Origin of the sequence: Pseudomonas sp. RIT409 (assembly GCF_003052515.2) — a bacterium.
Classification (GTDB): domain Bacteria; phylum Pseudomonadota; class Gammaproteobacteria; order Pseudomonadales; family Pseudomonadaceae; genus Aquipseudomonas.
This window is the reverse complement of sequence record NZ_QARE02000035.1, coordinates 19,182-34,069: the sequence shown is the minus strand read 5'-3', so window position 1 is coordinate 34,069 and position 14,888 is coordinate 19,182. Positions and strand designations below refer to the sequence as shown.

Annotated in this window: 9 protein-coding genes and 2 pseudogenes; 1 reads left to right on the top strand and 10 read right to left on the bottom strand. The window is 60.9% G+C overall.

What is annotated here, in order from left to right:
• Window positions 1–371: 371 nt before the first annotated feature.
• Window positions 372–476, top strand: a pseudogene (locus DBP26_RS27100) (transposase domain-containing protein); the annotation flags it as partial.
• A gap of 34 nt (window positions 477–510) precedes the next feature.
• On the opposite strand, the gene DBP26_RS25945 reads toward DBP26_RS27100, so the two are convergent.
• From DBP26_RS25945 to DBP26_RS25900, 10 genes and pseudogenes are all read right to left on the bottom strand, one after another.
• Window positions 511–1,119, bottom strand: a complete 609-nt coding sequence (locus tag DBP26_RS25945) for a GAD-like domain-containing protein (protein WP_108240448.1) — start codon at window positions 1,117–1,119, stop codon at window positions 511–513.
• Window positions 1,120–1,205: 86 nt separating this feature from the next.
• Window positions 1,206–1,532, bottom strand: coding sequence for a hypothetical protein (locus tag DBP26_RS25940; protein ID WP_108240447.1), 327 nt, complete (start codon window positions 1,530–1,532; stop codon window positions 1,206–1,208).
• 4 nt (window positions 1,533–1,536) lie between these two features.
• Window positions 1,537–2,630, bottom strand: a pseudogene (locus DBP26_RS25935) (DUF6861 domain-containing protein).
• A 355-nt stretch (window positions 2,631–2,985) separates the two neighbouring features.
• Window positions 2,986–4,038, bottom strand: coding sequence for a pseudaminic acid synthase (pseI, locus tag DBP26_RS25930; protein WP_108240446.1), 1,053 nt, complete (start codon window positions 4,036–4,038; stop codon window positions 2,986–2,988).
• Window positions 4,039–4,045: 7 nt separating this feature from the next.
• On the bottom strand, window positions 4,046–5,110 hold the full coding sequence (gene pseG, locus DBP26_RS25925) for a UDP-2,4-diacetamido-2,4,6-trideoxy-beta-L-altropyranose hydrolase (protein ID WP_108240445.1): 1,065 nt from the start codon (window positions 5,108–5,110) through the stop codon (window positions 4,046–4,048).
• Window positions 5,107–5,808 (bottom strand): pseudaminic acid cytidylyltransferase, encoded by a 702-nt coding sequence (pseF, locus tag DBP26_RS25920; RefSeq protein ID WP_108240444.1) that lies wholly within the window; start codon window positions 5,806–5,808, stop codon window positions 5,107–5,109. The genes pseG and pseF overlap by 4 nt, the downstream gene beginning before the upstream one ends.
• Window positions 5,805–6,998, bottom strand: coding sequence for a UDP-4-amino-4,6-dideoxy-N-acetyl-beta-L-altrosamine transaminase (pseC, locus tag DBP26_RS25915; protein WP_108240443.1), 1,194 nt, complete (start codon window positions 6,996–6,998; stop codon window positions 5,805–5,807). Before pseC ends, pseF begins: the two co-directional genes overlap by 4 nt.
• Window positions 6,995–7,996 carry a UDP-N-acetylglucosamine 4,6-dehydratase (inverting) gene (gene pseB, locus DBP26_RS25910; RefSeq protein WP_108240442.1) on the bottom strand — a complete coding sequence of 334 codons (1,002 nt, stop codon included), beginning with the start codon at window positions 7,994–7,996 and terminating at the stop codon, window positions 6,995–6,997. Before pseB ends, pseC begins: the two co-directional genes overlap by 4 nt.
• 23 nt (window positions 7,997–8,019) lie before the next feature.
• Window positions 8,020–10,911, bottom strand: a complete 2,892-nt coding sequence (locus DBP26_RS25905) for a TIGR00180 family glycosyltransferase (RefSeq protein WP_256602123.1) — start codon at window positions 10,909–10,911, stop codon at window positions 8,020–8,022.
• Window positions 10,912–11,256: 345 nt separating this feature from the next.
• Window positions 11,257–14,832, bottom strand: coding sequence for a glycosyltransferase (locus DBP26_RS25900; protein ID WP_108240440.1), 3,576 nt, complete (start codon window positions 14,830–14,832; stop codon window positions 11,257–11,259).
• Window positions 14,833–14,888: the final 56 nt, after the last annotated feature.

Below are 14,888 nucleotides of genomic sequence, written 5' to 3'. Positions count from 1 at the left end.
GCGCAGTGGGTTGAGCGGCCGGGAGCCGCGAAAGCCGCGCGGCCATGGATGGCCGTCCGCGGCGGGCCCACGGAGCAACGCCGGAAGGAGGGAACCCGGCGCAGCCGGGCCAAACCAGGAGCAAGCGGTTTCCCCCATTTGCCAAGACAATGGGGCCGCTGTAAAAGCGGAACGGTGAATCAGCGTCAACCTCGCCAATGGAACAGTTCGCCGTACCCGGACCGATGGCTTCATAGGTATAGCTGGAATCGGCGGCATGAGTTTCTCGCCCAGCCTCGACCAGATGACCCCGGGAAAACTTCGTGACTTGGCGGCAGTGGCGCTGCAATTGCAGTCCGGAGTCGAGGCGATCAGCAGGAAGATCCGGAACGCGTATGAATAGGCATGATCCGTATGCCAATCTCAAAGATGTGCTGACGCGGCTGCCGACACAGCGAGCGAGTGAAATCGATCAATCGCTGCCGCATAGGTGGCAGCTAGCTCGAATACCTCAGGCGGCATCCCGCAAGCTTAAAAGCTGTATGGCTCAAGCTCTGCAAGCTGAGACAGCAGAATTAAATGCTCCACTGCTTCTAGTTTCTCAACATGATCAAGGGATGCCGACCCACCGAGCGCTAGCGCTGGAACAAAACCATACATCTCATTATGGCGAAGAGTGCCGAGCTTTTTTCTTGCCGGCTTGAACCATTCTTCTACATCGTTAGAGTCCACTTTTCTGGACACGATAAAGTCTTGAAGCTTACGATCCATTTGCTCGGGGGTGGGTTCAAAATCATGAATTACGCATCGTGAAAAGACGCTCGTTATCTTCAGTGAGAATCCCGTTTTCTCGCCCCATAGATAGAGATCGCCAAACGCTCCACGAGCAATTAGGTGGTAAGTGTCGCGTTTTTCGAATTCCGTTCCTTCAAGCCACGAATCCACTACTCTTTCGTATTCTTGCGGGTTCACTATCCAAAAAATTCCATCACCGTATCCACACCAGCCGTGCTCAGCCCAATATTCCAGAAGCTGGTTAGGCAGCTTGCCTCTGTAGCGTTCGATACTCGACACCGGAACGTCCTGGCGATCAACCGGGCCACCAAACTTCTCCAGGAATCTAGAAAATACCGTAGCCAAACGACACCTACCCAATGTCAGCGCCCCGCGACTTCATTCCGAGCAGCGTATACGCTTTATAATCAGCCAAAAAATATTGGGCTTTTTCAAGGTACGAAAATTTCTGCCTCAGACGAGGCATTAACGCATTGGTATATCTCGGAAAGCGATGCTAATGCCCCGCCTGACAACTGAAAATAGATACTTTCCACCTCTTGGTTATCGTCAAACACTATAGACATCCCTATACCTTCGCCTGCATATTTCCTTATCCCGGAATACTCCTCTAGAAAGGTAAGCTTCAGGGTTTTTATTAAGCCATCGCCTATATCTTTTGATAGACGCACAGAGCTTTCAAACTCCCAACCGTCCTCTCCGAGGATCTTACGGGCCCCGATAGGGACTATAAACGCAGCTTTATATCCTTTAGTCATTACATTACTCCCAAATGTCGACTGGAATTTTTTCAATACCCGCTTTTTTTGCTGCAGCCGCCCGATGGTGTCCGTCCTGAATTTCCAGTCGTCCCGAGCTGGGATTTCTCCAGACATCAATGGGATGATTTGGGTCGAAACCATTTCTTTCCATATCTTTCGTGAGGCGCTTAATCTGCGATCCAGACATCTCTGACTTGGTTTGTGTTGAAACCAGATTGCCAGGATACTCGTATGACCTCCTCGGTTCGAGACTCTTTGGAGAATGAGTATCGGAGCGAGGTGACGGCTCGGGGGCAGGTGTATCTTGTGAGCCTATTGCCCCTTTATGCGGTTCAGCCTTTTGCAGGTCAGGTCTGCCCTTCAACGCATCTTCATGCTCGACCATCCACTGGCCAATTCTTGCGCCTTTCGGACTGGCTCGCATCTCTTGGGCCAGCCTGCCAGCGTTACCTCGACCACGAGTCAGGTATTCAACAATAGCGCCTAGCAGCAGAATGACGACTTCGACGTGGCCTAGCGCGATGCTGTGGGCCGCGCTGCTCACCGCGAAAGGATCGTCTTGGCTGAAGGGAGTCAAGCCTTCTTCGCCTAGGGTGCCTTCCCATGCAGTCTTGATCCCTGTCAGGTAATAACCGCCAATGCGCGGCAAGCCTTCAACGAAAAACTCTGCAATAGATTGCAGGCCAAGTATCCCAAGTATCCAACTGCTAACCTGCAAACCCATTGCAGCCCCCGCAGCCCCCATGGGAACAGCGCCAGCACCGCCGAAGAATGCACCCACACCGGCACCGATGGCACCTCCAGTCAAGGTACTACCGGCGACGATCATTGCCATCTGCGTGACAACATCGATCAGGTCTTTGAGGATGATGGAATGTTGAGATCGGCGAAACGTTGGCGAAGTAGCTCGCTCGCTTGCCATTCAGCCTGATAAAACGCAGAGCGGACGCTTGCGATGCGGCGGATGTTAAGGCTCAGGGAAGGGACAGATTCGCCCCAGTGGGTTTTATATCGGGCACCATTTTGATAGCCCATTTCCTGTCTTATCCGATCTTCAATCTGCCCCCAAGAGGGCACGATATGCCATAAAAACACCCGATGTCTCCCTGACAATTTGACTGCTGATGGGGCAACAGCCCGCTTTTGGATCCAAATAGGATACTCGCAAACGGTATAGCGACATCGTGTGGAAGGGCATTTTAGGGATGTAATGACGCAAAAGGCCGATGAGTTCGCAAACTTTGGGCCTGTCCCGTGACCAAACCGCTGGCTTCATAGATACGGCTGGAATCCGGGCAGATCCGTAGAGGCGTGGGCTGGGACCCAGGGTTGCCTTCATTTGCCGAGAAAAATGGAGCTGCCGTAGCTGGAAAGTGAAAAGGTAAACCAGCATCACCCTCACCACTGGATCAGTCTTCCGTATCCAGACCCATCAAACACAGCCTGCTCGTTAGCCAATCACTTCCCAGCTAAGCGCGGTGCCGCGCTTGAGGGGTTGGCGGGCTTTGCGGCCCAGAACCGCGTCGATGTGCTTGGGCGCCAGCCCCAGTCCTGGCCGGATGGCGCGCACGTTCTGCGCAGTGAAAGCCTCGCCCTCGGCGATGTCCTCCACCACGTACAACGACCGCCGGTATTGCAGCGACTTCTGCTCCGCCTGCGTCGCGCCGTAGTGCACCGCGCCCAACCCTTGCCAAGCGCGTTCGGTTTCCGTTACCAGGCTGGCCATTTCTGCGGGTTCGAGGGAAAAGCTGGCGTCGACGCCCCCGTCCGCGCGGTCGAGGGTGAAATGCTTTTCGATGACGGTCGCGCCCATCGCCACCGCCGCCACGGACACCCCGACACCCATTGTGTGATCGGACAGCCCTACCTGACAGCCAAACAACTGGGCCAAGTGCGGGATGGTCCGGATATGGCTGTTCTGCGGTGACGCCGGATAGGTACTGGTGCACTTGAGCAGCACCAGGTCTTTGCACCCTGCCGCCCGTGCAGCACGCACACTCTCGTCTAGCTCCGCGATGCTGGCCATGCCGGTGGAGATGATCATCGGTTTGCCAGTCGCGGCGACTTTGCGGATCAACGGGATATCGGTGTTTTCGAAGCTGGCGATCTTGTAGGCCGGGACGTCCAGGCTCTCGAGAAAATCGACAGCGGTCTCGTCGAAGGGTGTGGAGAACGCCAGCAGCCCCAGCTCCCGAGCCCGCGCGAAGATCGGTGCATGCCACGCCCAAGGCGTGTGCGCCTGTTGATACAGCGCGTAAAGCGAGCTTCCGGCCCAGAGGCTGTCGGGGTCCTTGATGAAGAACTCGCCTTCGGCGATGTCCAACGTCATGGTGTCGGCGGTGTAGGTTTGCAGCTTGAGGGCATGAGCGCCTGCCTTGGCAGCGGCTTCGACGATCCGCAACGCCTGATCCAGCGACTGGTTATGATTGCCGCTCATTTCTGCGATGACGAACGGCGGTGCCTCAGGGCCGACGAGGGTGGAGCCGATCTTGAACGCTTTCATTCTGTTCTCACTGCAATTGGGTCAGCGCGTCAGCCAGTCGGTCGGCGCCTTGGCCGTCCACCAGCATTCGCGAGCGCTCCGCCATGGCCTGGCGTTGCTTGGGGTCATCGATCAACGCATGGATCGCCGCTTTCAGGTGTGCTGGGCTGAGGTGGTCATGGGGGCCTAAATACCGGTGGACGCCCGCCTGCGCCAGCAATCGCGCATTGAGTTCCTGGTTGTGCGCGACGGAAATGCACAGCGTGGGGAGGCCCACTGCGGCCCGCTCCCAGGTCGTGCCACCGCCCGCACCGATGAACAGATCCGCCTGACGCATCAATCCGAAGAAGTCATCGGCGAGCGCCTGCAATCGCCAATTCGGCCGCGTCGAACACAGGGCCTGCAGAGCGTCCCAATCAGGATTGTGCAGCCCCGCAACCACGTCCAGCTCAAGGGTCCTGCAGTCACCCAACGCCGACAGCGTGGCATGCACTTGCCGGGCAGCATCGAAGCCGCCGAAATTGACCAGCACCCGTTCAACACGCGGCTTGATGGGGATCGCGGCGCACTGAAACTCCTCGCGGAGCAACGCAAAGTGCGGCCCCAAGAAGGTTTGGCAGGTAGCGGGGACGAGGCCGACATAGGGATTGGCCAGTGCCTGAGCGGCGTAATTCTGGTCCAGCAGGATATCGACAGCGTGGGGACGATTGGCTAGGTCGTCGATGGCCATCAGACGATGGGCGAGCTGGCGCGCTGCGGTTTCCCAGCGAGCGTCGAGGCCATAATGATCGACGATCAGCCAATCGAAAGCGGGCTCGTCGGCCAGTTGTTCGCCCAAGGCGTAAATGTCCTCCTGCCAGGGCAAGGCGGCTTCGATGCCCGCATCGCTGTGCTCATGCCTGTAATGCGCAGGCAAGGCGTAGGTGAGGAATCCTGCATCGCTCAGGCGCTCAATGGCATGCCCTGGCAAACGCCGACAGGCGAAATGCACCTGCGCCCCCCGCTTGCGCAGCGCATGGGCCAGGGTCAGGCAGCGCGCAACGTGCCCGCTGCCGATGGCGATCGACGCATCGGTGCGGATCAACACCCTCACAGCTCAAGCTCCCCGCCCGCCCTGAGCGCGGCGTAGAGGTATTCGGCGCGCAGCCAGTCCTCCTCGGTGTCGATGTCCTGCACGAAATGACGCGGCAGGATCACCGGCAGGCTATGCCGCGCGAACATTGCCTCGCCGCGCAGCCACGCCTCGCTGCGCCCCCAATAGAACTGACCGGCGTCCTGATACGCCTCGGCCAGATCTTGTGAGCGGACATCTCGGTATTGGGGGTGCATCGCGTCGAGGCTGCCGTCTTCGGTGATGATCAATGCGCGTTGGATGGGAAAGCCAAAACTGCACACCGAAAACGCAAAGCATTTTTCGGGGGCCGCCTGCAAAGCCTGCAGTCCGGCCCGGAGAAAACGGGGCTGCAGCAGCGGTGCTGTTGCGTAGAGGCAGCAGGTGTAGTCGTACCGCCGATCAAGCGCCCCGATGGCGTGTTGAACGACCGCCGCAGTTCCAGTGAAGGCGTCAGCCAATGCCGCCGGCCGCATGAATGGCACCTCGGCGCCATGGGCCCTGGCGACCTGGGCGATTTCCTCGTCGTCCGTGCTGACCACGACCCGCTCGAACAGGTTGCTGCGCAGTGCCGTGCGGATCGAACCGACGATCATCGGCACGCCGTTGAACGGCTTGAGGTTCTTGCGGGGAATGCGCTGGCTGCCGCCGCGTGCAGGAATGATGGCGACGGCGGTCATGACGATGCGCCCAGCATCGAGACTGAGGGTTTTTTACCCAGCAAACGCTGCAACTGCCCGACGACCTCATCCTGCTGCTCATCGCTCATGGCGGGGTACAGCGGCAGGCTGATGGCTTCGGTGTAATAGGCTTCGGCCTCGGGAAAATCCCCCGGTTTGAAACCCAGCGCTCGGTAGTACGGCTGCAGGTGCACCGGGATGTAGTGCACGTTCACCCCGATCCCGGCGGCGCGCAACGCGTCGAATACCTGCCGGTGATTCAACGTCGTGCCCTGCGTCTGTAAGCGCACGACGTACAGGTGCCAGGCCGACTCGGCTTCTGCCTGGGTCGTCGGCAAGGCCAGCGGCAACTCGGCAAGCAACCGCTGGTAGCGCGCCGCTAACCCCCGACGCCGCGCCAGAAACGCATCGAGTCTGTCCAGTTGCGACAACCCCAGTGCAGCCTGGATATCAGTGATGCGGTAGTTGAAACCCAGTTCGACCTGCTGGTAGTACCAGGGGCCATGGCTCGGTTCATCCATCTGCGCCGGGTCGCGGGTCATGCCGTGGCTGCGCAGGCGACGCAAGCGTTCAGCCCATTCGGGGTGGTTGGTCAGCACCATTCCACCCTCGCCGGTGGTGACGATTTTCACCGGATGAAAGCTGAATACCGTCATATCGGCAAACTCGCCGCAGCCCACTGGACGTCCGGCGTAGCGAGCGCCGACCGCGTGAGACGCGTCTTCGATGACAACGAAACCGTAGCGCTGCGACAACGCTCGAATTGCCCGCATGTCACAACTTTGCCCGGCAAACGCCACAGCGACGAGCACCTTGGGCAGGCGGCCTTCCCGTTTAGCGGCCTCCAGCTTGCGGGCAAGGGCGTGCACATCAAGGTTCCACGTCAGCGGATCGATGTCGACGAAATCCACATGGGCCCCGCAATAACGACCGCAATTGGCCGAGGCGAGAAAAGTGTTGGGGCTGGTCCACAATCGGTCGCCCTCGCCAAGACCCGCTGCCAGGCACGCGATGTGCAACGCAGCGGTCGCATTGCACACGGCCACGCCGAACGCGGCCTCGCAACGCTGGGCCATCGCGGCTTCGAAACGCTCGATGGTGGGCCCCTGGGTCAACCAGTCGGACTTGAGCACCGCGACCACTGCATCGATATCGGCCTGCTCGATGCTCTGACGCCCGTAGGGGATCATGGCTGGACGTCAGCGTGCAGCTGACTGATCTGCGGCACCGTCATGAAGTCAGGGTTGGTGTCGGAACGGTACTCGAAATCATCTGCCACGGGCCGACCACTTTCGCCCGTGGCGTCGATGGCAAAATCGACGTCGACGTGGTTGAACCGAATCGACGGCACAATGGTGTAATGATCCTTGAATTCGAGGGTCATGCGGGCATCGTCCTGCGGCACCATCAATTCATGGAGCTTCTCGCCAGGGCGAATGCCCACGACCTTGTGCGGCAGGTCAGCGGCCATGGCGTGGGCCAGATCGACGATACGCACCGACGGAATCTTCGGCACGAACACTTCACCGCCGTGCATGCGCTCGAAGCTTTGCAGCACGAAATCCACGCCGTGATCCAGGGTGATCCAGAACCGCGTCATGCGCGGATCGGTGATCGGCAATTCACGGGCGCCCCCGGCGATCAGCTTGTTGAAGAACGGCACGATGGAACCTCGCGATCCGGCCACATTGCCGTAGCGCACCACCGCAAAACGGGTCTGTTCCTCACCGCCGATGTTGTTGGCGGCGACGAACAACTTGTCCGACAGCAGTTTGGTCGCGCCGTACAGGTTGATCGGGCTGGCCGCCTTGTCCGTGGACAGCGCGATCACCTTCTTCACCCCGTTGGCGATGGCCGCCGCAATGACATTTTCAGCACCGTTGACGTTGGTGCGAATGAACTCGGTGGGGTTGTATTCCGCCGCGGGCACATGCTTGAGCGCCGCGGCATGCACCACGTAATCGATGCCGCGCATGCCCTGCTGCAGACGCTCGGCATCGCGCACATCCCCGAGGAAGTAGCGCATGCAGGGCGCGTTGAATTCCTGCTGCATCTCGTATTGCTTGAGTTCATCGCGGGAAAACACCACGACACGCCGGGGTTGGTAGCGCTCCAGCAGCGTGCGGATGAACTGGCGACCGAACGAGCCGGTCGCGCCAGAGATGAAAACCGATTTGCCATTGAACATGAACGTGTCCTTTACCGTGAGCGTCAGGCGAGCAGTTCCGCCCAGCTCGAAGCGGATGGCTCGCCCAGCACGAACCCTTTGCCGGTGAGCGCCAGGTTCTTGTTGTAGGCCATGTCGTGGGCGAACGCGTCCGCCCATTTGGCTTGCAGGGCTGCCAGTTCTGCGGGTGCATCCGGCAAACTGCCCGGGTGGATGACCTGAACCTGCGGCGTCCACACGATCAGGTACCCGGCCTGGCCCAGTTTCAGGCACAGATCGACATCGGCGAACGCCTCCGCGAATTGCGCTTCATCCAGGCCGCCCACTGCATCGAACAGTTCCCCGCGCACCATCAGGCAGGCGTCGGACACCGCCGAGTAACTCTGGTCGAGCAGCAAACGGTGCAGGTAACCGGCGGCGTCTTTCGCTTCCCCCGCGAAGGCCGGTCCGACACCCCCATTGAGCCCCAGAATCAGGCCGGCCTGGCTGACGTTGCCCTGGCGATCGAGCAGCTTGGCACCCACCACGCCCACTTCCGGACGCATGGCCTGATTGAGCAAGGCGTCGATCCAGTTTGGGCCGACGATTTCGCTGTGCGGCGACAGCAGAACGAGGTACTCGCCCTTGGCCTGCCGCCGGGCCGCATTGAGCAGCGCCGCCTTACTCAGGCGCTGCTCGGTGCGAATGACCCGCACACGGCCCTTTTCCTGACGGGCGAGCCACTCGACCATGTCCGGCGATTGGCTGTGGTTGTCGGCAATCAACACCTCGTAACTGACGTAGCGCGTGCGCAACGTGACGCTGGCCAGGCAACGCTGCAGGTCGGCGAGGTTGTCGTCGCTGGCCAGCAGGACCGAAACCATGGGTCGCTGAGTGTGGCGGTAATCGATGCGCCACGTGCCGGGGGTGGTGGCGATGACCTGTGCCTTATAGCCGCGATTGCTCAGGTGACGGGTCAGCGCCAGGCGCTGTTGCGGATTTTCCTCGACCGGCAGGGCATCGCAGATCAGCAACGGCTCGTCCAGGTGCGCCAGCCAGCCCATGCCGCCCTGCTCGATGACCCGCAGCAACAGTTCGAACTCAAGCGCTTGGGTGAAGTCCGCCGAATAACCGCCCGCCTCCACCAGCACGTCGCGACGCAGCAACCAGTGGCGTGCCATCAGGCTCGGGTTGCCCTGCAACAGATCGAGGTTGAAACCTGGACGCATGACGTGAGTCAGCGCACCGCCAGGCAGGCGCTGAACCTCGTCGGCGAACACCGCCCGGCACTGCGGCGCGGCCTGCAGTTCCAACGAAGCACGCAACAGCCCGCCCGGCGTGAATTCATCGCCGACCTCGGCCAGCAGCACCCAGTCACTGCTGGACTGCTGCACCACTTGATTGATTTTTTCGACCCAGTTGCTTTTGCTCACCCGCACGAAGTGCAGCGTGTTTTGCGCGCTGGTGGCCGCTGGCGGCTCGCCCGTGGTGAACACCACCACCTTGAAAGACTTGCAATGGCCTTCGACCAGGCTGTCGAGAGTGACCTGCAATTTGTGCATGTCATCGTCCAGGTCCAGCAGCAGAATGCCGAATTGCGGCGCAGGCCCTTGAGCCGCGATGCGTTGGGCGATCGCCTGGGCATCGGCGGCCGATGGCTTGCGTGCGTCCAGCCATTGCAGCAGGCGCCCGGACGGCATCTGGGCGAAGCCGGTGCGATGATCCTCACGCTGGATCGACGTCAAGCGCTGCAGCCATTGCGCCATTTGCTCGGCTTCTTCGCGGTTTTCCTGATCGGCCATGAGTTTGGCCAATGGCTCGACGATGTGCGGGTTGAACAGGTTCAGCGCCATTGCTTCCCACAGCCGGTTGGCGATGGTCTCGACGTTGTCGTTGGCATAGGTGCGCAACAAGCGTTCCTGGCGGACCCACACGCCTTCGAGCTGGTCGATCTGCTGTTTGCCAGCGGGCATGGCGTGAATCAAGAACTCGATCTGACTCAACACGTCGAAGAACGGCTGGTTGTAGAAAGGCATCTCGACGAACTGGCGAGGGCCGAATGTACGCTCCACTGGCGCGAAGACGTCGAGCCATTTCGAGGAGAGGATGGAAGTCTGTGTCAGCGAACGCTGTTCTTCCAGGCATGTGCGCAGCTTGCCATAGGCTGCGTGGACCAACGCAGTGCGCTCTGCGCTGGCCAACGGTGCCAGGCCGGTGTCCAGCGACGCCAGGAAGCCGGCGAACCGCTCACGTTCGAGCAGCGACGCAGGATCTGCACTGCCCAGTTGCTTTAGCAGGTTGGTCTGTTGGCCGCAGAAACGGTGCTCGCTTTCACGTACGACATAGGGGATGGGCAGGATTCGCGCCTTGGCGCTGGCCAGCAGGTAGAAGGCATGGCCGAATTCCTGCAATTCCCCCGAAACGCCTTCCCCAAGCGCGGAAAACCAGCGTTGCAGCAGTGGGGTACGGGTCACCGCATAGAAGGGAGGCAGGTACTGATCCATGAAACCCGACACACGCTCGGCCGCATCGTCGCTGGCGTAATCTTCCTGGACCTTTTTGTCACGGCGCAGGTATTCGACCTTGTCGCCGTGGGCCTTGTACATCAGGCAATAGCCATGGCACAGCCCGTAGTCAGGCTGGGCGGCAAGGAATGCCACCGCCTGGCTCAATGCGTCATGCACCAGAAAATCGGCGTCGTCGACGAAGGCCAGGAAAGGGGTCGAGACCAGCGTCACGCCGTGAGCGATCTTGTTCTGCGGGGCGTCCGCGAACTGCGGCAGGTGGTGGTAATGCGCTTGAGGAAACAAAGCGGCGATGTCGTCATTCGCTTGCCGAGAAGAATCCAGCACCAGCACCCGGGCCGTCTGCGCACTGTAGTACTGCAAGGTCCGGCGCAAGAAGGCGGGACGATCCTGCGTGAGAACAACGAGAGTGAGTTGCTGGTCGAGCGACATGGTGCTTCCCGAAAGTTGGTGGCGATGCATGAGGTTCCTGCCATCCTGCCAAGCGTCAAAAAAGAAATGCTCCAGAGAAACAGTAGCGCCGATCGGGCCACATGCCCGGTGCGGTTGTGCGCCTGAAATCCGTCGCTTGCCCTGGGCGCGCCCGCGAACAACCGGACCGGAAAGGGTCTGGACGGTCCGCCCGCCAGCCGAGGCAAGCCTGGGGCGCGCATTTTATGGCGTCATGACAGTGACATAGCAGGAACTACGCCAACTCTGAGAAGGGAAGGTTCGCGGGGTTCTTAAGCGCAACGGCAGATCCCGGGAGGGGCATCCGCCGTCACGACCGGTGGTGGATCAGTCGGCGAGCCAGCCGTTGACCCAATGCTGAAGATTGTCGCCGCGCAGGATGTAATCGCGCATGACGATGTCCCGCAAATCATCCCCCATGCGGTAGCTGGCGGCAGGGTCCGCCAAGTGCATGCGAATGGCGTCCAACCACTCGGCGGTGCTGTTGCTGACGACCCGCGTGCACGGCAAGTAGCCTTCGTACGCTCGCGTGTCACTGCAGATGACCGGGTAGCCGCAGGCACCGTATTCCAGCAATCGCAGGTTGCTCTTGCAGTCATTGAAGATGTGGTATTCGAGCGGGGCCAGCGCCAGGTCCAGATTCAGGCTGGCCAGTTTTGCCGGGTAAGCCGCCAGCCCCACCGCCGGGTGAAACTCATGAACGTAAGGACGAAGGGCTTCCGGGCACATGCCGAAAAACACCCATTCGACCTGATCGGCCAGTTCACGGACCACCTCGGCGATGATCTCCAGATCCCCAGCGTGACTGGTGCCGCCGCCCCATCCCACGCGCGGTTTGCTCGAAGTCTGGCGCTGACTGCGCACCCCGCTCCACAAGGACGACGCCAGCATGTTCGGCACCACGCGGATATCGTGGTGCATGCCGGACAGGGCATCGGCCAACGCTGCGGTGGACACCACCACTCGGTCGCACAGGCTCGTGCCCAGGCGCACCATCTCGCCCATGTTCGATGGCATGTTGCGCATATGGCCGTTCTTCTTCGGCACGCTGATCACGTAGTCGTCCAACTCGTAGATGCGCCGTGCATTGGAATAGGTTTTCAGGGTGACCACCTGATCGATCGAAGCCTGGGTGTAGCGGCACTGCACGACGATCACATCCGGCGACTGGCGCTCCAGATCGATGATCGACGGCAGGTCATAACTCAGGCGGCCTTCGATCCGGCCATCGGCTTCCAGCTCCAGAAACGGCTGAGACACCCGGTAGTGGCCCACGGCGGTGCTGTTGATCGGGATGGCCAGCACATTGGGCAGACGCCGCGACGAGTAAGGATTCCACCCCTTCTTGAGACCCGGTTCCAGACCGTAGAACGAACCGGTCAGACGCAGGTTGGGGTTGTACGCGGGGTCGCGGGCCACCGTGGGCAGCCAGCGCGTGTAGAACGCATGCTGATCGTCGAACAGCGATTGCTTCTCGCGAACTTGCTCGGCCGCCGGCAATGCGCCCATGGCCAGCAAGGCGCGCGGCGCCCAGACCACCAGGTGACCCGATTGCCGGACCCGCAGACATAAATCGACTTCGCTCAAGCTACCGCTGAATGCCTGACCGTCCAGCCCGGAGAGCGCTTCGAACAATGCCCGGCGGATCAGCAGGCACTCGGCACCCACGGCGCTGAGGTTCTGTGCGGCCTGCAAGCGCAGCAAGTGCCCCGGCGCGCCCAGCGGCTCGCCGAAAAACGCGGGGCCGGCTGGCCCGTGGTAACCCAGAATCAGCCCCGCTTGCAGCACGTAGCCTTCAGGGCTGAACACTTTTGCACCGACCACGCCGACTTCGCTTCGGCGACCGTGGTTGAGCAGTTCATCCAGCCAGCCGGCATCGGCAATGACCGCGTACACGCTGAGCATCAACAGGTACTCGCCCCGCGCCTGGGTTGCCGCGAAGTTGCGCACATCGGCGCCCCTGCCCTGCCCTGCGTAATGCATTACCCGCAACTTGTCGCCACCCACGTGCTGCATGTCCGCCAGCCAGCTCTGCGCTTCGGCGCCGACACTGCCCTGGTCGACGATCAGCACTTCGTACTGTGCGTAGGCGGTTTTGCTCAACAGCGTCTCGACGCAACGCTGCAACGCTGCGAGTTGATCCCTGTGGGTGATGATGATCGAGACCAGCGGCTGCTCGGCGCTCAGGTAGTGCACCTGATTGACCAGCGGGTCCTCAGCCTCGTGCAAGCGGTGAGCGATGCCCAGCCGGTTGAGGTGCGCACTCACCACCGATGCGCTTTGCCGCGAAACGTCGGCCAGTTGCAGCCATTGGTGGAATGACAAGCGTGATTCGACCAGAATCTCGGCGGCGTGCTCCACCACCGGGCCGTAAGCCTCGACCAACCGCCAGATGGCATCGTGGGGGGCGAGCTCGCCGTAGGCGCTGTCAAAGCCTCCCAACTGCAGCAGCGCATCCCGCTGGAACGCCAGTACACGCCCGACATAGGGGTAACTGCGCAGCAGGTCGAGATTGAAGTCCGGCTTGAAGATCGGCTCTGCCGACTCACCCTTGTGCAAGGCGCCTTCATCGCTGTAAAGGCACAGGACCTGCGCAGACGTGGCGATTCGCTCGGCCAATACCAGCAGCGCGCAATCGGTCAGGCGATCGCCAGCCCGCAGCAGGTAGACCCAGTCGACCCGCTGCAATTGCGGCAACAGCTCATTGACCTGCACGACCCAGTCCGTCTGCAAGGGCAACGTGAAGACGCGCTCGTTCAGCACGGGCGCCTCGCACGCACTGGACAACACCAGCGTCAGTTCGGCGGGATACAACTGCGCATCCAGGCTGTCGCGGGTCAGTGCAACGTTGGCCGTGCTGCCGAACTCATCCAGCACCACCGCCACCAGCCTGGGCTGCGACGGCCAGGTCGCAACGTTATCCGCCACGCGCGCGCGCTCGGCGCCGAACAGGGTACGAAAGCTCAACCATTGCTGGTACAGCTCGGAAAAGCTTTCGCTGTCGCTGCCGACCCGCCATGGCAAGGCCGCCTGACGGTCACCCAGCATGCGACTCAGCGGCAGCTCACGCCATGCGCGCTGACCGTGCTGTGCATCGGACAACGCCACATAACGCACCCAGCCGTACTCGGGTGCGTTCTCGGCGCTGCGCGCCTTGAGCATCTGCCGCAGCCAGTCGCGCTCATCGTGGATCCGGTCTTGGATCGCCTGCTGACGACTCAAGCGTTCGGGGTGCAAGCGTTCGGCGCTCAGCACGTCATTGAGCATGACCATGTTGCCGCGCTTGAGCAGGCAGACATACAGCGCAAAATCCACCAGGGCCGTGAAGCCGCTGCCCACTTCGGACAATGCGGGGAGGATCGCCAGCACGTCAGTACGTCGCATCAACGAACTGGTCAATCCACCCAGGAAGTTGGTCGGCGAAATGTCAAACACCGACAACAGGTCCGGGCCGTAGAACAACGAGCTGGCTTCGGCCAGCGGGCAGTTTTCGATCCGCGCGGGCAATTGAACGTCGTCAGGGTCGCAGAAATACCGCTGCGCGAGCACCAGGCTGACATCGTCGTGTGCGAGCAATACCTGCGCCTGACGCGCGATCGCCGCGGGGAACAGGCGGTCGTCGTCGCACAGGAACTTGATGAATTCGCCCTGGGCTTCGTTCAGGCAAGCGAGCAGGTTACCGACGAATCCCAGGCGCGAAGGATTGCGCACGTAGCGCAGGCTGGCTTGGCTGCTGCCTGCGAATTGCTCGACGATGCGTTGGATCTCGTCGCCCGAACTGTCGTCGCAAACGACCACTTCCAATGGTTGATACGTCTGCAATAGCGCGTCTTGCAGGGCTCGTCGAAAGAAACGCGGGTTGTAGGCGGGAATGACGAGGCTGACGAGAGGAGCTGAATTCACGGGCGGGCTCACGAGCGGCGCGTCGGCCCGGTGAAAGGGTCGACTGGACCGCTGAC